Here is an 18568-nt window from a genome sequence, read left to right as displayed (position 1 = left end):
TTAACGAAGAGCGCGCCCTAATGCCCTTGATTCACTGCGTTTGCCCGCACGGCGGGCGGCGTTTATACTTTGTTTAAACGTCGAGCTTGAGGTTGACATGGCCGAGACCGTCCTTGACATCAAAAAATGGGGCAACAATCTTGGCGTGCGTTTGCCTGCGGCCGTGGCCCGTGCTGCGCACCTGCATGCTGACCAACGCGTGCGCATTACCGTAGAAGGCGAGCGGATCATTATCACGCCGCTACATGACGAACCCCTGAGCCTGGAACAGCGCCTGGCCCGCTTTGATCCCGAGCGCCACGGTGGGGAGGCCATGTCCGTCGATGAAAGGCTGGGGGCAGAAAGGTGGTAAAACCGGCCAAGGGCTGGATACCCGATCGCCAGTACATCATCTGGATTGACTGCAACCCCCAGCGTGGGAGAGAAATGCGCGATGTCCATCCCTTTCTCGTCCTGTCTCCCAAAGTGTTCAACGAGCGCACTTCCCTGGTGATTGGCCTGCCCATGACCACAGCCGCCTACAACGCCGACAATCCATTCGCGGTAGCCGCCGGCATTGCCGGCAGGCGCAAGGCCGGGCGAACCAGTTACGTCCTTTGCCACCAGCCCAAATCCTTCGACTGGCGCTTGCGTGGCGGCGCGCCCCATCCAATGAAACGCATTACTGATGCCCGCTTTGCCGAGGTACTGGCTTTGCTCAACCAGATCGTGCAGTTGGCCTGAAGCCAGACGTATCACAGCCGGCCTATCCCGGCGCGCTGCGCACGCGCGACGTGGCCCAGCGCCTCGGCGAGGCCACGGCCGGGCCGGCCCACGTTTTCTGGCCCGATGACATCGCCCCCCTGGCCGACGACCGGCTGCGCTGGGATCGGATCCTGGGGCATCGCCAGGTGACCGATGCCTATCTGCTGGCGCTGGCCGTGCGCCATGAGAGTCGTTTTGTCACCTTCGATCAGCGTATCGGCATTGCTGCGGTTCAGGGCGCCAGCGCGCAGCATCTGGTAACCCTCGCCTGAAATGCAGAGGAGGCGTTTCCAGATGCAGCCCGAAATGGAACGGGAAGATAAATCCGATGCCCGCGTGACTGGCGGCTGCAAGGTCGGGTGAACCAGGGAGAAAATCACGTTCGATCCATAGCAAAAGCAACGGAGTTTCCGGGATCGGTCGACTGACTGAACTTGCCAGCAAATGCTTTGACATATGCCCAGTCAACCTAAAGAAATTGGAATACCAACGTCTGAACGCCACGTACGCCTCTTTCGCAACGGGCGTAAGCAGGCACTACGCATTCCCCCGCGAGTAAGAGATGGAGGGTGATCGACTGATCATTGACCCATCCGTAAAGGCAGACTGCTGGCGCTGCTCACCACTCTCGATCCCTTGGCGGAATCCTTCTCCGATATCGATACTGAAGCTCCAACCCGGCGATCGTGGTTGTACGGAGTTCCCTTCGGGCGAGTGCGAAATAGTATGATGCACTACACGAGTGTGCCGATCGGGTAATTCGCAGACCTTCTGAGCGAATTTCGGCAGTTCGGTCGATTTCTCAATGTCGGCAATGTTTTTGAGGTCGCGCGGCAGTACCGCCGTCAGATAAGAGCGAGCCCAATCCTGGCGTCGGCGCTTGGGCGCGATGATCCTAGTCGGCTTTGCTGACTGTGCAGCCGTAATTACTTTTCCACCACGGTCACCCAGTAGCGTGTGCCGGCATTGACCGATACCGGGAAGAATTTGCTCAGGGCGCGCAGGGCCTGATCGGTGTTGCCTACCCTGAAGGCACCCGGATATTCAATTCGAAGGGGGCGTGCCATATGCCATCAATATCACCATCACTATATATTGCAAGACTTGACCCTTTTTCCGCAGTTGCGTGGCCTGGTTAGCTGCGCTTGTAGACATGTTTTCGGTGACCCACCTTCACAACCGTTACGACAAGAAGCTCATCTGCCACTTCATATATGATTCGGTACACACCCTGTCGAATCCGGTAGCGCTCCTTCCCTGAAAGCTTTTCACTGCCGACCGGGCGGGGATTCTCCTGCAGTTCATTCATGCGCTGAAGGATACGGGCAATATCTTTGTTTGGGATTGGCCGCAGATCCTTGGAGACAGATTTCTTGAAGACAATCTTATAGTTTCCCATGGGCCTTCAAATCGTCCAGCAAGGCCTCATAGCTCATTGTTGGTTCGGAAACCCGTTCCTCGAACGCCGCCAAATCTTCCTGGTCCTCTGCCAATGCCGCACGAACAGCATCGTTGACGATACCTGATAGGGAACGGTGCGTATGCGCGGCCTTCAACCGCAGCGCGGCGTGTAACTGAGGGTCAAAATAAATCGTGGAACGCTTTGATGTCTCGCTCATGGCATGCTCCAAATATCATTAGATAGGCATTGTGGCGTCAAAACATCATAGCGTCCATTATTGTCAACGGCGAAATCCAAATCCGGGATGGAAACGATCATCGCCACCAAAGCGGCACGCCAATTCTCGGACCTGCTCAACCGGATCGCCTATTCACCCACTGAAGACGCCCATCACCAATCCAGCACGCTCGCCTTGAAGGTCTGGTTCCAGCGCCCGGCGCCTTCACCCGGCACGGTGATGCGGATGTAGGCGTGCTCGGTCGCCGCGTGGCAGGCGTTGCAGGCCGCCACCAGATCGCGGTAGCGGGCACACCCCGCGCCGGGTCGGTACCACCCGCAGGCTGTCGGGCTGAAGCCCGACCGACCTACAGCCCGACCCGCACGACAGCCCCCTGCCCATTCCCTGGGCACGGATGTAGGTCGGGATTCATCCCGACATCCGGCCCGGGCCCGTGCAACCCGGGCCGGGTTGGGGTCCGCCGGCGGTCGGTGTCGGGCTGAAGCCCGACCTACAGTCCGACGTACAACCCACCCCACAGGAGACCGGCAGGCGTCCTGTTGCAGATTAGGGGCCGGATTCCATCCGCGCTTCATAACGGGCTCTCAGGGCAGCCACGCGCTTGCGGTTGACGCCGCCATCGCCGTAGCCCACCCGGGAGGCCGAGCGCGGGTGGATCACCCCCCGGGGCTCGTCGACACGGACCTCCAGATCATCCACGAAACCGAACAGCCGTGACGAGAACTCCGCCGCGAGGTAGCCCTCCTCCCGGGCGCGGATGCGCCCTCCCATATCCTTTATCTCCGCCTCGAGGACGGTCATGGCGCCTTCCCGGAAGACCAGGGGCTCCACGTGGTGCCGGGGGTCCGGCGCCCCCTCGCTGCTGACGCAGTTGGGCCGGTCGGGGCACGGTGCGAGGCGGCCATCGGCCAGACCCGGTGGCTCGCCCTGCCGGGATACCACGCCGAGGATGGCGAACAGCACCGCCACCCCCACCGGCAGCAGGACCAACAGGCTCCAGATGATCGTCATGGCATGCCTCATGGGTGTGCGGGGGATTGCCGGGCCGCAGCGGCGGCCAGATGGAACACTGCCATCTGGCTGGCCCCGCCGTGGAGGGGATCCACCCAAAAGATCGGAACAGGTTACCTGGTAGCCGTTGCGCCGGGCCACGCCCTGGCACCAATGGCGGAACTTCGCGCGGCCCCACTCGAAACGGTGGCCGGGGTGCCGGAGGCCGTCGGGCGGCAGCCCGAGCAAAGGGTTGAAGTCGGCGTTGGGGGTGGTGATCACCACCGCACCCGGGCGCATGTGTTCGAATACCGCGCGCTCGAGCACCGACAGGCGCCGGGGATCCACGTGCTCGATGGTCTCCACCAGCACGGCACAGTCGAAACCCGACAGGGCGGCCGTGGCCTCGGTCATGGAGCCGTGAACCAGTTCCACGCGCTGCGCCATGGCAAGGGGCGCCATGCCGTCCAGGCGGACGCGGAGCTGTGCCAGGGCCGCCCGGGAGGAATCGACCCCCGTGAGCCGCTCGAAGCGCCCATCAGCCACCAGGCGGGCGAGCAGGTCGCCATCGCCGCAACCGAGATCGAGGACGCTGCGCGCCCCACAGGCGTGCACGGCCTGGTGCACGGCATCGAGGCGCTCTTCGTGGAGTTCGGAAGTCATCGGCCTGCCAAGGGAGTCAATAATCGGCTCATGGGGGCGGCGCAGGGTGTCCTGCTGCCGTGAATGGACTCGCAATGCTACCAGCAACCCGCCCCTCCCGCCCCGCCGGGAGACGCCGCGGACCGGCGGCGGGTGGGGCCACTCCCGCTGGTTGCCGTCATGAAAACACACACCGGCGCTCCTCGGCCCTCAAGGTCGGTCGCCATTTCCGTTACACTACGCCTCCGGTCATGAGGGGCTTATCACGCCGGCTGCGCCAGCGACCCGGCACCTCCCCGAGCCCCCTCGACAAATCCTCGTCCGGCCACGGTCCCGCCCGTGGCCGGACCCAGCAAGTAAGACGAAACCCCGCAACCATGAAAGCAGCCGAACAGCACGAACGCGCCCATCTCTCCGAGGTCAAGAGGCGGCTGCGCGCCGCCCTCGAGACCATCGACACCCGGCTGGAGGAATATCGCCAGGACATCCAGGCCCAGAAGACCTATCTGTGGGAGAGCCGGGCCGAGATGGACCACGTAGAGAAGATCGCCAGCCGCCAGTCCATCGAGCAGGCCCTCATGAGCGGCGACCAGCTGCTGGCGTCCCGGAAGCGCCTGCTGAAGCTGGCCGGCTCACCCTATTTCGGCCGTTTCGACTTCGTCCCCGCGGACGGGGCTCATGCCAACGCCATCTATATCGGCGTCCACGGCTTCCACGACGACGGCGACAACAAGGCCATCGTCCATGACTGGCGCGCCCCCGTCGCCTCCATGTTCTACGACCACGAGACCGGCCCCGCATGGTACGAGGCCCCGGCCGGCCGGGTGCACGGCGAGATGGTCATGAAGCGCCAGTTCCGCATCCGCGACGGCGAGATGGAGTTCATGCTTGACAGCGCCGTCAACATCATGGACGACGTCCTCCAGGAGGAACTGAGCCGCACCTCCGACGAGGGCATGAAGAACATCGTGGCCACCATCCAGCGGGATCAGAACGCCATCATTCGCGACGAGCACGCATCGGTCCTCATCATCCAGGGCGTGGCCGGCTCCGGCAAGACCTCCATCGCCCTGCACCGCATCGCCTTCCTGCTCTATCGCTTCAAGGATACCCTGAGTTCCGAGGACATCCTCATCATCTCGCCGAACCGCGTGTTCGCCGACTATATCTCCAACGTGCTGCCGGAACTCGGCGAGGAGACCGTCAGCGAGGTCCAGATGGAGACCCTGGCGGCCGAGCTGCTGGAGCACGAGTATCGCTTCCAGACCTTCTTCGAGCAGACCGCCCAGTTGCTGAAAAAACCGGACGAGGCCCTGCAGGAACGCATCGCCGTCAAGTCGTCGGCCGATTTCCTCGCCACCATCAACGCCTACGCGGCCCATGTGGAGAAGAACAGCTTCATCGCCGGGGACCTGTGGATCGGGCGTCGCCTCGTGCCGGGCTGGCTGCTGGAGGAGACCTTCCAGAAAAACCGGGGTTATGCCCTAACGGAGCGCGTCAACCGCACCGCCGCCGCCATCGAGCAGAAGATCGGCATCCAGTACCATTACGACCTCAGGGCGGACGAGCGCGCCGAACTCAAGCAGGCCATCAGGGGCATGTACCGCCGTTCCACCCTGCGCGAGACCTACAAGGGCCTCTTCACCTGGATGGGCAGGCCGGAGTTGTTCAAGGCGACGGGCGGCAGGCTCGAATACGCCGATGTGTTCCCCCTCATCCATCTCAAGATGCGCCTGGAGGGCAAGAGCACCTCGCCGCGGCGGGTCAAGCACCTGCTGATCGACGAGATGCAGGACTACACGCCGGTGCAATACGCCGTCATCGCCAGGCTCTTCAACTGCAAGAAGACCATCCTGGGGGACGCCAACCAGTCGGTGAACCCCTACGGCTCGTCCACCGCCACCACCATCCGGGACGTCTTCCAGCAGGGCAGCTGTGTCCAGCTCAACAAGAGCTATCGCTCAACCTGGGAGATCACCCGTTTCGCCCAGGGCATCTCCCCCGACCCGGAGCTGGTGGCCATCGAGCGCCACGGTGAGCCCCCGCGGGTCATCCGCTGCAGGAACAAGGCCGAGGAGACGGCCCACATCGCCGCCATCGCCGCGGGCCTGGCGGACTGCGGCCACCATACCCTCGGCATCATCTGTAAGACCCAGGCGCGCGCCGAGGCGCTGGCCGGCGCCCTCGAGGAGGCCGGCCTCGACCCCCACCTGCTCTCCGCCTCCAGCACCACCTTCAGCCAGGGCATCATGGTGTGCACGGCCCACATGGCCAAGGGCCTGGAGTTCGACCAGGTCATCGTCGCCGAGGCGACCGCCAGGAACTACCACACCGCCCTGGATCGCAACCTGCTCTATGTCGCCTGCACCCGTGCCATGCACCGCCTGACCCTCACCCACGTGGGCAAGGCGACGGCACTGATCCCCGACACCGCTTCACCGGCCGTCCCCTGAACGGACAAGGGCCGGCGGCACGGGGCGACGGCGCGGCTTGCCGTTGCCGCCGGAGCGGGGGATCATGCGCCCCTCCCGCCGGCCGCCCGGCATTCCCCCCACAAAGGAGCCCCGTCATGATCGAAGACCTGCAGCGCCGTTTCCCCCACCCCGAAATCCGTTTCTACGAGCGGGACCAACTGGTCATGGTGGAGCTGGCCAACCGCCACGGCAACGCCACCCTCACCCCCTTCGGCGCCACCCTGTTGAGCTATGTTCCCCGGAACGGCGCAGAGGTGATCTGGGTGAGCGAGACCGCCCGCTACGACGGCGCCAAACCGGTGCGCGGTGGGGTGCCGGTGTGCTGGCCCTGGTTCGGCCCCCATCCCGATGACGCCGGCCAGAAGGCCCATGGCGTGGCCCGCTACGTCACCTGGGAGGTGGAGGCGGTGGAGTCCGTGGACGACGCCACCCGCGTGGTGTTCCGTCTGGAGCCGGACGACGACATCCGCGCGGCGTGGCCGGGGGACTTACGCCTGCGCCTCGCCGTCACCCTGGGCCAGCGCCTGACCATGGAACTCAGCGGTGAGAACCTCAGCGACCAGGACTGGACCGTGTCCGAGGCACTCCACACCTATTTCCGGGTGGCCGACGCCCGGGACCTCGAGGTGGAAGGGCTGGAAGGGATCACCTACGTGGACAAGGTGGCCGGGGGACGCGGCGTGCAGCACGGGGCCTTACGGGTGAAGGCCCCCATGGACTGCGTCTACCTGGACCACGACGGCGCCGCCATCCTCCACGACGGCGGCCGGCGCATCCATGTACACAAGTCCGGCAGTGCCAGCACCGTGGTGTGGAACCCCGGCCCCGAGGGTGCGCGGGGCTTCGCGGACATGCCCGACGAGGACTGGGTGTCCATGGTCTGCGTGGAGGCGGCCAACGCCCTGGACAACGCCTACACCCTGAAGGCGGGCGCCTCCCATACCCTCACCATGACCATCGGCGTGGAGTAGGCCCCTCGCGTCATGGTCCCGCGGAGGATGGCGGGGTCATGGCGAGAAGCGCCCCTTCTCCTCCACTTCCGCACGGCCCCGGCGCACGCCCGGGGTATCCTTGGGATCCATCGGCATGAACGTGGTGGTGTTTCACGCCCTGCGCGATTATGCGCGCTTCGTCCTCCGGCACCGTCGGCTGCTGGCCTTCGGCCTGCTGGCGGCTGCCCTGTCCGGCTTCGGCCAGACCTTCTACATCGGCCTGTTCAACACCGCCCTGCGTGCGGACTTCGGCCTCAGTCATAGCGAACTGGGGCTCGTCTATGGCGGCGCCACCCTGGCCAGCGCCACCCTGCTGCTGGGCGTGGGACGGCTCTACGACCGTCTCGATCTGCGGCTGTTCCTGAGTGGCGCGGTGGCCATAGTGGCCGCCGGCTGCCTGCTGCTGGCCGCTGCCGGTGGGATGATGGCGCTCATGGCCGCCCTGTTCCTGCTGCGCCTCGGTGGCCAGGGCCTGATGGGCCACATCGCCATGACCACCATGGCCCAGCGTTTCCACCACGGGCGCGGCAAGGCCGTGAGCCTGGCCTCCATGGGCTTCCCCCTGTCCGAGGCGGTGTTCCCGGCCGTGGCGGTGGCCGCGCTGGCCCTGGTGGAGTGGCGCGGCCTGTGGCAGATCAGCGCCGCCGTGGTGGCGGGACTGTTCCTGCCCCTGCTGTTACTGCTGTTGCGCGGGCAACCCGGCGGCGAGACGCCGGCCGCACCGGCGGCAAAAAATCACCCCGACTGGCGCGTCGGCCAGGTGGTGCGGGACTGGCGCTTCGTCCTCATCCTGCCCACCGCCCTGGCGCCACCCTTCGTGGTCACGGTCGCCCTATTCCACCAGGTGCCCATGGCCCTGCTCAAAGGCTGGTCCACGGAGCTGGTGGCCTCGGGGATGGCCCTGTTCGCGCTGGGACACGTCAGCGGCCTGCTGGGGGCCGGCCCCCTGGTGGATCGCTGGTCGGCGACCCGGGTGTTCGTACCCGCCCAACTGCCCCTGGCCGGGGCCATGGCGGTGCTGGCCCTGGTGGAGGCCCCGTGGGGAGCGCTGCTATGGCCGGCCCTGCTGGGGCTGGGCCTGGGGCTGGCCTCCACCGCCCTCACCCCCCTGCTGGCGGAGCGTTACGGCGTGATGCACCTGGGCGCCATCCGCGCCCTCGTGCAGGCCCTGATGATCCTGTCCACCGCCATCGGCCCGCCCCTGCTGGGATGGCTGCTGGACCTTGGCTTGCATACCACCACCCTCGCCGGTGGCATCGCCCTGACCATCCTCGCCGCGGCCCTGGCGGCGCGGCTCACCCTGGCCGGCACCCCTCTCCGAAACTGACGCTAGCCGTCGGCCCCAGGGTTCAGCGGCGCGCGGCCGCGACGTCCATCACCCGTTCCACGATGCGCGTAGCCAGCGCCTCCTCAGCGGTGAACAGGGTGGCGGAGCCATCGTGGCCCAGCGGGTCCGCCCCATCCTCCTGGCTCGCACGCACCAGGGCGACGACATCCGGTTTGAGGGTGTGGGCGATCTCGATCATCCGCCGCACCGCCAGCAGGTCCGGTGTGGTGGTGACGAGGAAAGCGGCGCGGGCGATGTGGGCCTGGATGAGCACCGCCGGATCGGCGGCGTCACCGCTCACGGCGGCGATGCCCTCGGCCCGCAACTGCTCCACGATCTCGCGATTCTGTTCGGCCACCACCACCGAGATCCCGCGGGCACCCAGGGCCTTGCCGATGCGCTGCCCGAGACGGCCGTAGCCCACGAGCACGACGTGGCCGCTGAGGCGGTGCTGGGCGATGCTCATGGGCAGCTCCGCCAGGGGATCCGCCGGCCGCTCCAGGGCGCGTGCCAGCTTCGAGCGCGCCCGGATCCACGCCTGCAGCGGCTCCACCGCCTGGAACACCAGGGGGTTGAGGGCGATGGAGATCAGGGCCCCCGCCAGGATCATGTCCTGACCCGCCACCGGCAGCACCTGCAACATGACCCCCAGTCCGGCGAGGATGAAGGAGAACTCGCCGATCTGGGCCAGGCTGGCGGAGACGGTGAGGGCCGTGTTCAGGGGATAGCGGAAGGCGAGGACGATGACGAAGGCCGCCAGGGACTTGCCCAGCACGATGATGGCCACCACCGCCACGATCTTGAGGGGTTCCTCCAGCAGCACCGCCGGATCGAACAGCATGCCCACCGAAACGAAGAACAGTACCGAGAAGGCATCCCGCAGGGGCAGGGACTCCTCGGCGGCGCGATGGCTGAGGGCCGACTCCCGCAGCACCATACCGGCGAAGAAGGCACCGAGGGCGAAGGAGACCCCGAACAGCAGCGAGGACCCATAGGCGATGCCCACGGCTGCGGCGATGACACAGAGGGTGAAAAGCTCCCGCGAGCCGGTGCGCGCCACCTGCCACAGCAGCCAGGGGAAGAAGCGCCGGCCAGCCACCAGCATGAGGACCACGAAGACGGCGATCTGGCCCAGAGTCCAGGCGAGGGTGGACAGCAACCCGCCGCCCGATGCCCCACCCGCCGCGGGCCCCGTACCGCCGCCCAGCCAACCCGCCAGCGGCGGCAGCATCACCAGCACCAGCACCATCACCAGGTCCTCCACCACCAGCCAACCCACGGCGATGCGACCGTTGATGGAATCCAGCAGGCCGCGGCTTTCCAGGGCCCGCAGCAGCACCACGGTACTGGCCACCGACAGGGCGAGGCCGAAGACCACGCCGGTGCCGGGGGGCCAGCCCCAATAGGTCGCCAGGGCCAAGCCCAGGGCGGTGGCCACGGCGATCTGCACCAGGGCCCCCGGCAGGGCGATGCGGCGCACCGACATCAGGTCGTCCAGGGAGAAATGCAGGCCCACGCCGAACATCAGCAGCATGACGCCGATCTCGGCCAACTGGGCCGACAGTTCCATGTCCGCCACGTAGCCGGGGGTGTGGGGCCCCAGGATCACGCCGGCCAGCAGATACCCCACCAGGGCCGGCAGCCTCAGCTTGACGGCGATGAAACCCAACACCAGCGCCAGCCCCAGGGCGGCGGCGATGGTGGCGATGAGGGGCACGCTGTGGGGTATCACTGATGATGCCTGCCTGCCGTAAAATCCATGGGCCGAAGGGTAGCACCCGGAGGGTCCGTTCACCCTCACCAGCTTTCATGGTTTAACCTGCTGCTGGAAGGCATCCCTTTTATTCATAAAAATCGGAGGAGTCCCACCATGCGACCCGGATACAAGACCCTGGCTTTCCGCCTGCTCATGACCGCCGCCCTGACGGCAATACCCGCATCCACCCTGGCGGCGCCGCCCCAGGAACTCATCGCGGCCCTGGCGGAGGGCGGTAAGGCGGTCATGATGCGACACACCCAGACCCAGGAGGCGGAACCCGAGGTCTCCATGCACCTCAGCGGCGACTGCGAGGAAGAGCAGAATCTGGATGCCACCGGCCGCGCCCAGGCCGAGGCCATTGCCGCGGGCTTCGCCGCCCACGGCATCGCCGTGGCGGAGGTCTACAGCAGCGAATTCTGCCGCGCCCGCGACACCGCGCGCCTGGCCTTCGGCGAGTTCGAGGCCTGGGACGCCCTCAACCTGGTGGAGATCCAGGACCCGACGGATCTGGCCTTCGTGATGGCGGACGTCGAGGAACGCATGGGTGAATTCGAGGGCGAAGGCAACCTGGTGCTGATTAGCCACCGCAGCACCATCAACACCGTGACCTTCCAGCAGACCGAGCCGGGCGACATGGTGGTGCTCCAGCCCGACGGCGCCGGCAGCGCCGAGGTCCTCGGCATCCTGCCGGTGGCGGCGCTCACCGGCGCTGAAACGGCGCCGTAGCGGCTCTGAATCACGTCGCCACGGAAGGCACTCCAAGGATTCAAGCCGGAACCGACCGAGGCACGCCCACGCTTGACTCAACCACCCCTTACAACAGGGCTCGTCGGGCGCCGGTGCAACAGCGAGTGCAACACCCACAGGGCCGCCGCCGCGCCCGCCAGGTGCTTCAGGGTATGGCCGCTCACGACGCCGGTCAGGCCGAAAATAAAGGCATCGAGCTGCTCGGCGGCCAGGGCCACCAGGTACAGCCCCAGCACCACCAGGGCATCGCCGCCGCGGCTGTAGCGTGAGGGATAGAGCCACAGCAGCAGGGGCACCAGCACCATGGGATAGAGGTGCACCATGCCGTAAGGCCGCAGGTCGCCGTGGCCCCGGGCCTCGGTGACGCCCCAGTACACCACCGCGGCGGCGCCGAGGAGCAACAGCACGGGCAACATCACCGCCCCCACCCGGGGCCCCAGGCGTTCGTTGAACTGGGCCGCCACCCAGGCCATGAACACCCCCACCATGGCCAGGCGGTCCCACAGCAGGCGCCCGTCGTCCGGCGCCAGGTGGTACCAGGCCGAGGCGCAGCCGACGGCGCCGAGGGCGAGGAAGAACACCCGGTAGGGGATGGCGTCCCGGGGGTCCGCGAACATCGGCCGGTCGCTCCCCAGGAGGCGTCCGAGGCCCGCCGCGGCCACCAGGATGAAGGCGAGATTGGAACCCACGTCGAGGGTGTTGGGAATCCCCAGCCACGCGCGCCGATCGGCGAAGTCATGATAGGACTGCCACTGGGGAATGGGCGGCAGGGCCGCGACGGCCGCCACCACCGCCACGGTCAGACCCGCCAGCAGGGCCACCTTGGCGTGCTCGTTCATGTCCATGGCGGCCAAGTATACCCACACGGCCCGGCGATGGACCCCCGGGTCTCAGCCCCCGCCGCGGTGGAGGCCGCGCTCGAAGCGGCGCAGGAACTCCGGTGCCGTGGCGGCGCGGCGCAGGTCGATGGTGACCCGCAGCACCGGCAGGCGCAGCGCGGCCACCAGCCGGTCCGGCAACGGCATGGCCTCGATGGTGGCAATCTCGCCCCCCTCGCCGTCCCGGACGACCCAGCGGCCGTCGCCGCCCGTCACCGGCCCGCCCTTGACTGGCCAGTCGCGCATGGCCGCCGGCAGGGCGCGGGCGAACTCCGCCATGGAATAGCCCATCTCCCGCTCGATGCGCGTCTCCGGGCCGGGCCTACCCACCGGCCACCGGCGGCCACGCCGCCAGCACATCGCCGTCCTCGAGGGCGACCCTGTCGCGCTCGGCGGCATGGAGGAAGACTCCGTTGCGCAGCACCAAGTGGGTCTGGGCCCGGGGCACGCCGCAGTGGTCCAGCAGGCCATGGGCGGTGATACCCGGGGCCACCTCCAGCCGCACCCGGTGACAGTCCGCCCCGGGGGGCAGGTAGCCCATCAGGGAGGCGTACAGTTCCAGTTGCACCTCCATGGCCGTCAGATGACCTGGGTGGTGGCCAGGTAGGCCTCCATCAGCCGCGTCGGGTCCCGCACCAGGCGTTCCTTCCACACCCCCAGGGGGGTGCGGCGCTGGATGAGGCCCCGCAGCACTCCCACGTGCTGGATGAGACCCACGGCGTGGGCGCCGATGAGGCGGTCGTCCTCGAACTGCAGGGACAGGTAGCGATGGTCCCCGGGGCTGTGCAGCTCCGCCTCCTCGCCCCCCGCCACGCCCTCCCAGCGCCCGAAGGAGCAGGACAGCAGGCCCAGGGTGTCCAGTACGTTCATATTGAGGGAGCCCTCGTAGGGGGCATCGCGACCGCTCATGTTGAGGGCGGCCAGGTGGCCGTGGTCGGCGGCGGTGGGCTGGATGGCATGCACGGCATGGCCGCCGGTGGAGAAATCGAGACCCTGGGCCACGTCGCCGGCGGCATAGATGTCGTCGACGCTGGTGCGGAAATGGTGGTCCACCAGCACTCCCTGGTCCGTATCCACGCCGCTGCCGTCGAGGAAGCCGACGTTGGGCCGCACCCCGGTGGCCGTAATCACCCGCTCGGCCGCCACCAGGGTGCCGTCCCCCAGGCGCACGCCGGCCTCCTCGATGGCCTCCACCGCGACGCCGGTATGCACCGCCACCCCCCTGGCCTCGCACCAACCTTTAAGCATGTTACCGGCCACCGGCCCCATCATGCGGGGCACCATGCGCTCGCCCTGCTCGATGACCGCCAGAGTGACACCGCGCATTGCCAGGGACTCCAGGATGATGCTGCCGATGAAGCCGGCGCCGATGAGGGCCACCCGGCTGCCCTTCGTCGCGCCGGCGGCGATGGCGCGGGCATCGGCCAGGGTCCAGCAGCTGGAAACGTGCGGGCCGTCCACCCCCGGGATGGGCGGGCTTACGGGGGAAGAACCCGTGGCCACCAGCAGGCGATCGTAGGCCAGGCTGTCGCCGCCCTCGAGGGTGACCCGGTGGGCCGCGGGGTCGATGCGCGTCACGCGGTCCCGCACCACGTCGATGTCGCGTTCCGCGAAGTGTTCCGGCCGTTCCCGCAGGTAAGTACCCGCCTCGCCGATACGCCCCATCAACAGGTAGGGCAGGGCCATGCGGGAATAGGGCGGCTCCGGCTCGTCGCCCACCAGGCGCACCATGGCCCCGGGGTCGACGTCACGCAGGGTCTCGGCTGCGTTCACCCCCGCCGGTCCGGTGCCGATGATCAGATGGTCCATGGCTGCTATCTCTCCACGGCAGGGGACGGGTGCCGCGGATTAGAGACCGAGGCGCGACCGCGTCTCCGGCGTCAGGCGGCCGTCCGCCGTCCAGCCCCGCAGGGCGTAGTATTCCGGCAGCATCTGGTGGAGGTCGTTGACCCGGCCCTTGGCCGGGCCCACGTTGGCGGCCTCCTTCAGCAGGCGCTTGGGCAGGGTGTCATCGGCGGCGGTCATGCCGGCCCGCAGGTTGTAGTCCCGCTCCAGGTTCCAGATGCGCTCTCCCGCCTCCAGCATGCGGTCGACCGTCCAGCCGCCGCCGCAGGCGGCATCCACCTGGGGGGCGATGTTCTCCAGGCTCCAGGCGAAGGTGGTGAACACGCACAGGCCCGCGGAATCCACCGCCGCGGTGGCGTCCTGGAAGGCCTTCACCAGCTCGGCCTTACCCTCGGTGGCCAGGGGATCGGTCTTCACCGGGATCCCCAGCACCTCCGAGGCCACGGTATAGCCCCGCAGATGGCAGGCGCCGCGGTTGGAGGTGGCGTAGGCCAGCCCCATGCCCTGGATGGCGCGCGGGTCGTAGGCCGGGAACTCCTGACCCTTCACCGTCATGGACAGCTCCGGCATGCCGTACTTCTCGCACAGGCGTTTGGAGCCGAGGCCGATGTCGCGGCCGAAGCCCTCGCCGCGGGCGGTGAGTTCCGCCAGCCGCACCAGGGCCTCGGCACGGTCGAAGCGCAGGTCGATGCCGCCGGTGTCGGCGGTGGTGATGGCCCCCGCCTCGAACAGCTCCATGGCCGCCGCCACGGTGGCACCGAAGGAGATGGGATCCATGCCGTCCTCGTTGCACAGGAAGTTCACGTAGGTCAGGGCATCCATGTCGTCGATGCCGGTATCCGAGCCCAGCGCCCAGGCCGCCTCGTACTCCAAGCCCCCGGAGTTGCCCCAGTACTCGGGCTTGTTCTGCACGCTGAAGTGGCCCTTCTCCACGGTGGAGATGCGCCCGCAGGCGATGGTGCAGCCGAAGCAGCCGGCATTGGTGGTGAGGTTGGGCCTGCCGTCGCCGGGGCGCGGCTCGTGCATGGCCTCGCCGGAGATGCGCTCGGCGCCCTCGAACTGCACCTCGCGCATGTTGCGGGTGGGCATGGCCCCCATGCCGTTGATGACGTTCATCAGCACCTGGGTGCCGTAGGTGGGCAGGCCCTGGCCGGTGACGGCGTTGTCCGCCAGCACCCGCTTGCCGTCGTTCACCGCCGCCATGAAACGCGGCGGATCGGCGATGTTGCCGACCCCCAGGGTGCCGCGCACCGCCACTGCCTTGAGATTCTTCGACGCCATCACGGTGCCGACCCCGGAGCGCCCGGCGGCGCGATGGAGGTCGTTGATCACCGCCGCGTACAGACACCCCGCCTCCGCCGCCCGGCCCACGCAGGCGATGCGGAGCTGCGGGTCCTGGTGCACCTTGTGGAGGTGCTCGTCCGCCGCCCACACCGACTTGCCCCAGATGTCCGCGGCGGAGCGCAGCTCGGCGTGGTCGTTCTCCACGTACAGGTAGACCGGCTCGGCGGCCCGCCCCGCGAAGATGATCATGTCCCAACCGGCGTTCTTCATCTCGGCGCCGATGAAGCCGCCGGAGTTGGAGCAGGCCACCAGGCCGGTGAGGGGGCTCTTGGTGACCACCGAATAGCGCCCGCCGGTGGAGGCCATGGTGCCCGTCAGCGGGCCGGTGACCATGATGAGCCGGTTGTCGGGGCCGAGGGGATCACAGGTGGGATCCGTCTCCGCGGCCAGGTACCGGGTGGCCAGGCCACGCTGGCCGAGGTAGGCGCGGGCCCATTCCATGTCGAGAGGCTCGGGGGTGCAGGTGCCGGCGTCGAGGTCGACGCGCAGGATCTTTCCGGTCCAGGCCATATCATTACTCCTCTGCTCAGGCCGTGCCGGCCAGGCTTTGGCCGGCGTAGGCGCGCATGCGGTCCAGCCCCGTCCAGTCGGCATCCACGTAGGTGATGGCCGCCGTGGGGCAGGCCTTGGCACACTCCGGGTCGCCGCCGCACAGATCGCACTTGATCACCTTGCCGCTGGCCGAGTTGTAGTTCACGGTGCCGAAGGGGCAGGCGATGGTGCATACCTTGCAGCCCACACAGCGGGCCTCCACCACCACCTTGGCCCCCGTCTGCCGGTCCACCTGGATGGCATCCACCGGACAGGCCTTCTGGCACCAGGCCTCGGCACACTGGGTGCAGGTATAGGGGGCGAAACGGCCCTCGTGGTGAAAGGTGAATACCTTGATGCGGGACCTGGCAGGATTGAATCGGCCCTCGTTCACATAGGAACAGGCCATCTCGCATTGCAGGCAGCCGGTGCATTTGGCCGGCGTGATGTGCAGGGCTCGCTGCATGGGGGGCTCCTCTGGAGGTGGGCCGGCGCAATCCCTGCGAGGGGTCAGGAAAATATAGACAGCCCCTTTCGCAGTGGTCAACGTCCACCGCGGCGGGCCCCGGTCGAAAAGCGGTTGCACGACACGGAAGTTGGCGCCAATCTCGTACAAAAGCCCATCGGCGGCGCCGGTGACGCATGGGTGCCACCGCAGCGACGTAACGGCGTGCGCAGGCGCCCTGCCACCTCCAGCCGGGGGGACGGACGGAACGAGGTGCGGAATGTCACAAGTGAAACAGCTGCTCAGGGAGATCGAGGCGGAGGTACGCCACACCCGCTACATGACCGGGCGCGCCACCCTCGCGCCACGGGTGCTGGAGGCCATGACCACGGTGCCCCGCCACGAGTTCGTACCCGATGGCGCCCGGGACTACGCTTACGACAACCGCCCTCTGCCCATCGGCGACGGCCAGACCATATCCCAGCCCTATATCGTGGCCCTCATGACGGATCTCCTCGACCCGGAGCCCGAAGATGTCGTCCTCGAGGTGGGCACCGGCTCGGGTTATCAGGCGGCGGTGCTGTCGCGACTGGTGCACACCGTTTACAGCGTGGAGGTTCACGGCTCCCTGTCCCGGCGGGCAGAGGCGATCCTGCGGCGCCTCGGCTATGACAACGTCATCTGCAGGGTGGGCGACGGCTACGACGGCTGGCCCGAGAAAGCCCCCTTCGACGGCATCCTGGTCACGGCCGCCGCCCCCGCCATACCGCCGGCCCTGGTGGAGCAGCTGAAGCCCGGCGGCCGCATGGTGATCCCCGTCGGTGCCCCCCTCGCCCACCAGGAACTGATGGTGGTGGCCAGGGAGGAAGACGGCACCACGTCCACCAGGAAGGTGCTGGACGTGGCTTTCGTGCCCCTGACACGGTCCGCTCCCCGCGACTGAGGGGCGCCAGCGGGTCCCCCCCGGCGCCCCTCAAGAACGGTGTCAGGTACCGTTTCAGTCCCGCAGGCGACTGAAGACGTAATCGTTATCCTTCTGCGGGGCATGGCAACCGAAACAGGCGCTCTCGGCATTGGGCCCCACAACCCGGTTGTCCCCATCGCCGCCGCCGAAACCCTCGAAGCCCCAGCCACCCGTGGCCCCATAGGCCTTGGCGTCCTTGTGCATCACCCCAAGCACCTTGCGGGAGCCCTCGGTCACCGCGTTGTCCGCATGCCGGGCCTCCAGCAGGTCGAAGGCGATAACCGACCCATCGGGGAAGCGGCCGGAACGGTAGCCCGCCAAGGCCAGCGGGTTGGCGTAGAGGTGATGAATGCCACCGAAGGACTCGTAGAGGGGATGCCCTTCCTCGATCACCATGCTCTTCACGTGGTGCCAATCCCGGTAGCCATCGGGATAGGGAACAGGGGGCTCGGCGGCTCCTGCCGGGGCGGCCAGGGCGGCGGATAACAACATCATCGTCAGCTTTTTCATAAGGACTCCTTACTATCATCGGCGTGAAAAGGCCCGTGCCCGGGGCACGGGACCCAGGCCGCCCTCAGGCGGCGGTCTGGTGTTCGGGACAGTCCACCCGCAGGTGGTGCTCCGCCATGGGGGCCCCCACCAGGGCGCAGTAGTGGGGCGTCGGACTGCCGGGTGCGACGTTCTCACGGAAGTGGCGGCAGCTCACACAGGTGCGCTGGGGGGCTATGAGACCGTGCTGCTGCAGGCGGCGGATCATCTTCACCACGAGCCCGTAAAGCACCTCCTGTTCGGCCGCGGACAGTTCCGCAATCACGGGCCCAAAAGAGGCCGGCCAGTCCCGCGCCATTTGTCGCCCCCTGGCGGTGGCCTTCAGCATCACCGCGCGCCCGTCGCGGGGATCGGCACCCTTGCTCACCAGGGCCTTGCGCTCCAGGGCGGCCACCGTGTCACTGGCCGTGGCCTTATGGACGCCGGCATGGGCCGCCGCGGCGGACAGGCGCACGCCCGCGGGACGCTCGGCGACGAAGCGCAGGATATCCGCCTGGGTGGGCGACAGACCGGCGGCCGCGGCCGCCTGCCAATCGAGCTGGCGGGCCACCACGGCCAGGCGGGCGAGGCCGTCGGCGAGGCGGCGCTCCAGGGGTTCCGAGATGACGTCGAAGTTCATAGTAAGGAATCCTAACCATTAATTCGCCAAAGTCAAGCAGGCGAGGGGTCAAGCAGGCCAGGACCACCCTTGGGGTGC

At 67.5% G+C, this 18568-nt stretch carries 21 protein-coding genes and 2 pseudogenes; 9 read left to right on the top strand and 14 right to left on the bottom strand.

Annotation, left to right across the window (positions count from 1 at the left end; all coding sequences use genetic code 11):
- The first annotated feature begins 97 nt into the window (after nt 1–97).
- The 3 genes and pseudogenes from U5S82_12130 (at nt 98) to U5S82_12120 (ending at nt 1016) form a co-directional block, all read left to right on the top strand.
- Nucleotides 98–352: an AbrB/MazE/SpoVT family DNA-binding domain-containing protein gene (locus tag U5S82_12130; GenBank protein MDZ7752391.1), complete on the top strand. Its 255-nt coding sequence runs from the start codon at nt 98–100 to the stop codon at nt 350–352.
- On the top strand, nt 346–723 hold the full coding sequence (locus U5S82_12125; GenBank protein MDZ7752390.1) for a type II toxin-antitoxin system PemK/MazF family toxin: 378 nt from the start codon (nt 346–348) through the stop codon (nt 721–723). Before U5S82_12130 ends, U5S82_12125 begins: the two co-directional genes overlap by 7 nt.
- 161 nt (nt 724–884) lie before the next feature.
- Nucleotides 885–1016 (top strand): annotated as a pseudogene (locus U5S82_12120) (VapC toxin family PIN domain ribonuclease).
- Nucleotides 1017–1503: 487 nt separating this feature from the next.
- Here U5S82_12120 and U5S82_12115 read toward each other — a convergent pair.
- The 4 genes and pseudogenes from U5S82_12115 to U5S82_12100 form a co-directional block, all read right to left on the bottom strand.
- Nucleotides 1504–1626 (bottom strand): annotated as a pseudogene (locus U5S82_12115) (AAA family ATPase).
- Nucleotides 1627–1670: 44 nt separating this feature from the next.
- Complete coding sequence (locus tag U5S82_12110) at nt 1671–1811, bottom strand: hypothetical protein (protein ID MDZ7752389.1); 141 nt, start codon at nt 1809–1811, stop codon at nt 1671–1673.
- A 68-nt stretch (nt 1812–1879) separates the two neighbouring features.
- On the bottom strand, nt 1880–2143 hold the full coding sequence (locus U5S82_12105) for a type II toxin-antitoxin system RelE/ParE family toxin (GenBank protein MDZ7752388.1): 264 nt from the start codon (nt 2141–2143) through the stop codon (nt 1880–1882).
- A complete protein-coding gene (locus tag U5S82_12100; GenBank protein MDZ7752387.1) occupies nt 2130–2363 on the bottom strand; it encodes a CopG family transcriptional regulator in 234 nt (77 codons plus the stop codon). The genes U5S82_12105 and U5S82_12100 overlap by 14 nt, the downstream gene beginning before the upstream one ends.
- 87 nt (nt 2364–2450) lie before the next feature.
- On the opposite strand from U5S82_12100, the gene U5S82_12095 reads away from it, so the two are divergent.
- Nucleotides 2451–2615: a hypothetical protein gene (locus tag U5S82_12095; GenBank protein MDZ7752386.1), complete on the top strand. Its 165-nt coding sequence runs from the start codon at nt 2451–2453 to the stop codon at nt 2613–2615.
- 315 nt (nt 2616–2930) lie between these two features.
- Here the strand turns inward: U5S82_12095 and U5S82_12090 are convergent, their stop codons facing one another.
- Nucleotides 2931–4208: a DUF1499 domain-containing protein gene (locus U5S82_12090; GenBank protein ID MDZ7752385.1), complete on the bottom strand. Its 1278-nt coding sequence runs from the start codon at nt 4206–4208 to the stop codon at nt 2931–2933.
- Between the two features lie 185 nt (nt 4209–4393).
- Between U5S82_12090 and U5S82_12085 the strand changes: the two genes are divergently transcribed.
- From U5S82_12085 to U5S82_12075, 3 genes are all read left to right on the top strand, one after another.
- Nucleotides 4394–6469 carry a 3'-5' exonuclease gene (locus U5S82_12085; GenBank protein MDZ7752384.1) on the top strand — a complete coding sequence of 692 codons (2076 nt, stop codon included), beginning with the start codon at nt 4394–4396 and terminating at the stop codon, nt 6467–6469.
- Nucleotides 6470–6585: 116 nt separating this feature from the next.
- Nucleotides 6586–7461 (top strand): D-hexose-6-phosphate mutarotase, encoded by an 876-nt coding sequence (locus tag U5S82_12080; protein ID MDZ7752383.1) that lies wholly within the window; start codon nt 6586–6588, stop codon nt 7459–7461.
- Nucleotides 7462–7576: 115 nt separating this feature from the next.
- Nucleotides 7577–8809, top strand: coding sequence for an MFS transporter (locus tag U5S82_12075; protein ID MDZ7752382.1), 1233 nt, complete (start codon nt 7577–7579; stop codon nt 8807–8809).
- Nucleotides 8810–8831: 22 nt separating this feature from the next.
- On the opposite strand, the gene ybaL is transcribed toward U5S82_12075, so the two are convergent.
- A complete protein-coding gene (gene ybaL / locus U5S82_12070) occupies nt 8832–10538 on the bottom strand; it encodes a YbaL family putative K(+) efflux transporter (GenBank protein MDZ7752381.1) in 1707 nt (568 codons plus the stop codon).
- A 141-nt stretch (nt 10539–10679) separates the two neighbouring features.
- Between ybaL and U5S82_12065 the strand changes: the two genes are divergently transcribed.
- A complete protein-coding gene (locus U5S82_12065; protein MDZ7752380.1) occupies nt 10680–11294 on the top strand; it encodes a histidine phosphatase family protein in 615 nt (204 codons plus the stop codon).
- 77 nt (nt 11295–11371) lie between these two features.
- Here the strand turns inward: U5S82_12065 and U5S82_12060 are convergent, their stop codons facing one another.
- The 6 genes from U5S82_12060 to U5S82_12035 are packed head-to-tail and all read right to left on the bottom strand — an operon-like array spanning nt 11372 to nt 16379.
- Entirely contained in the window at nt 11372–12181 is an 810-nt protein-coding gene (locus U5S82_12060; protein ID MDZ7752379.1) for a hypothetical protein, read from the bottom strand.
- 24 nt (nt 12182–12205) lie between these two features.
- Nucleotides 12206–12523, bottom strand: coding sequence for a hypothetical protein (locus U5S82_12055; protein MDZ7752378.1), 318 nt, complete (start codon nt 12521–12523; stop codon nt 12206–12208).
- Nucleotides 12516–12767: a MoaD/ThiS family protein gene (locus U5S82_12050; GenBank protein ID MDZ7752377.1), complete on the bottom strand. Its 252-nt coding sequence runs from the start codon at nt 12765–12767 to the stop codon at nt 12516–12518. Before U5S82_12050 ends, U5S82_12055 begins: the two co-directional genes overlap by 8 nt.
- A 5-nt stretch (nt 12768–12772) precedes the next feature.
- Nucleotides 12773–14002, bottom strand: a complete 1230-nt coding sequence (locus U5S82_12045; protein MDZ7752376.1) for an FAD-dependent oxidoreductase — start codon at nt 14000–14002, stop codon at nt 12773–12775.
- Between the two features lie 39 nt (nt 14003–14041).
- The gene (locus U5S82_12040; protein MDZ7752375.1) at nt 14042–15892 is read right to left on the bottom strand and encodes an aldehyde ferredoxin oxidoreductase family protein; all 1851 of its coding nucleotides are present in this window, start codon (nt 15890–15892) and stop codon (nt 14042–14044) included.
- 16 nt (nt 15893–15908) lie between these two features.
- Complete coding sequence (locus tag U5S82_12035) at nt 15909–16379, bottom strand: 4Fe-4S dicluster domain-containing protein (GenBank protein MDZ7752374.1); 471 nt, start codon at nt 16377–16379, stop codon at nt 15909–15911.
- A gap of 259 nt (nt 16380–16638) precedes the next feature.
- On the opposite strand from U5S82_12035, the gene U5S82_12030 reads away from it, so the two are divergent.
- Nucleotides 16639–17301 (top strand): protein-L-isoaspartate(D-aspartate) O-methyltransferase, encoded by a 663-nt coding sequence (locus tag U5S82_12030; GenBank protein ID MDZ7752373.1) that lies wholly within the window; start codon nt 16639–16641, stop codon nt 17299–17301.
- 54 nt (nt 17302–17355) lie between these two features.
- Here the strand turns inward: U5S82_12030 and U5S82_12025 are convergent, their stop codons facing one another.
- Together U5S82_12025 and U5S82_12020 are read right to left on the bottom strand one after the other, a co-directional pair.
- Nucleotides 17356–17832, bottom strand: a complete 477-nt coding sequence (locus tag U5S82_12025) for a cytochrome P460 family protein (protein ID MDZ7752372.1) — start codon at nt 17830–17832, stop codon at nt 17356–17358.
- A 64-nt stretch (nt 17833–17896) separates the two neighbouring features.
- Nucleotides 17897–18490, bottom strand: coding sequence for a MarR family winged helix-turn-helix transcriptional regulator (locus tag U5S82_12020; protein MDZ7752371.1), 594 nt, complete (start codon nt 18488–18490; stop codon nt 17897–17899).
- Nucleotides 18491–18568: the final 78 nt, after the last annotated feature.

The sequence above is a fragment of the Gammaproteobacteria bacterium genome (assembly GCA_034522055.1).
Classification (GTDB): domain Bacteria; phylum Pseudomonadota; class Gammaproteobacteria; order JAABTG01; family JAABTG01; genus JAABTG01.
The sequence above is the reverse complement of the archived record's forward strand: the minus strand, read 5'-3'. Positions and strand labels throughout refer to the sequence as shown.

What these genes read in the sequence shown, in the direction of transcription:
- U5S82_12110 (MDZ7752389.1), bottom strand. Translation starts at nt 1,811, where the DNA reads ATGGCACGCCCCCTTCGAATTGAATATCCGGGTGCCTTCAGGGTAGGC.
- U5S82_12065 (MDZ7752380.1), top strand. Translation starts at nt 10,680, where the DNA reads ATGCGACCCGGATACAAGACCCTGGCTTTCCGCCTGCTCATGACCGCC.
- U5S82_12020 (MDZ7752371.1), bottom strand. Translation starts at nt 18,490, where the DNA reads ATGAACTTCGACGTCATCTCGGAACCCCTGGAGCGCCGCCTCGCCGAC.
- U5S82_12095 (MDZ7752386.1), top strand. Translation starts at nt 2,451, where the DNA reads ATGGAAACGATCATCGCCACCAAAGCGGCACGCCAATTCTCGGACCTG.
- U5S82_12035 (MDZ7752374.1), bottom strand. Translation starts at nt 16,379, where the DNA reads ATGCAGCGAGCCCTGCACATCACGCCGGCCAAATGCACCGGCTGCCTG.
- U5S82_12050 (MDZ7752377.1), bottom strand. Translation starts at nt 12,767, where the DNA reads ATGGAGGTGCAACTGGAACTGTACGCCTCCCTGATGGGCTACCTGCCC.
- U5S82_12130 (MDZ7752391.1), top strand. Translation starts at nt 98, where the DNA reads ATGGCCGAGACCGTCCTTGACATCAAAAAATGGGGCAACAATCTTGGC.
- U5S82_12025 (MDZ7752372.1), bottom strand. Translation starts at nt 17,832, where the DNA reads ATGAAAAAGCTGACGATGATGTTGTTATCCGCCGCCCTGGCCGCCCCG.
- U5S82_12105 (MDZ7752388.1), bottom strand. Translation starts at nt 2,143, where the DNA reads ATGGGAAACTATAAGATTGTCTTCAAGAAATCTGTCTCCAAGGATCTG.
- U5S82_12075 (MDZ7752382.1), top strand. Translation starts at nt 7,577, where the DNA reads ATGAACGTGGTGGTGTTTCACGCCCTGCGCGATTATGCGCGCTTCGTC.
- U5S82_12045 (MDZ7752376.1), bottom strand. Translation starts at nt 14,002, where the DNA reads ATGGACCATCTGATCATCGGCACCGGACCGGCGGGGGTGAACGCAGCC.
- U5S82_12100 (MDZ7752387.1), bottom strand. Translation starts at nt 2,363, where the DNA reads ATGAGCGAGACATCAAAGCGTTCCACGATTTATTTTGACCCTCAGTTA.
- U5S82_12085 (MDZ7752384.1), top strand. Translation starts at nt 4,394, where the DNA reads ATGAAAGCAGCCGAACAGCACGAACGCGCCCATCTCTCCGAGGTCAAG.
- U5S82_12040 (MDZ7752375.1), bottom strand. Translation starts at nt 15,892, where the DNA reads ATGGCCTGGACCGGAAAGATCCTGCGCGTCGACCTCGACGCCGGCACC.
- U5S82_12030 (MDZ7752373.1), top strand. Translation starts at nt 16,639, where the DNA reads ATGTCACAAGTGAAACAGCTGCTCAGGGAGATCGAGGCGGAGGTACGC.
- U5S82_12080 (MDZ7752383.1), top strand. Translation starts at nt 6,586, where the DNA reads ATGATCGAAGACCTGCAGCGCCGTTTCCCCCACCCCGAAATCCGTTTC.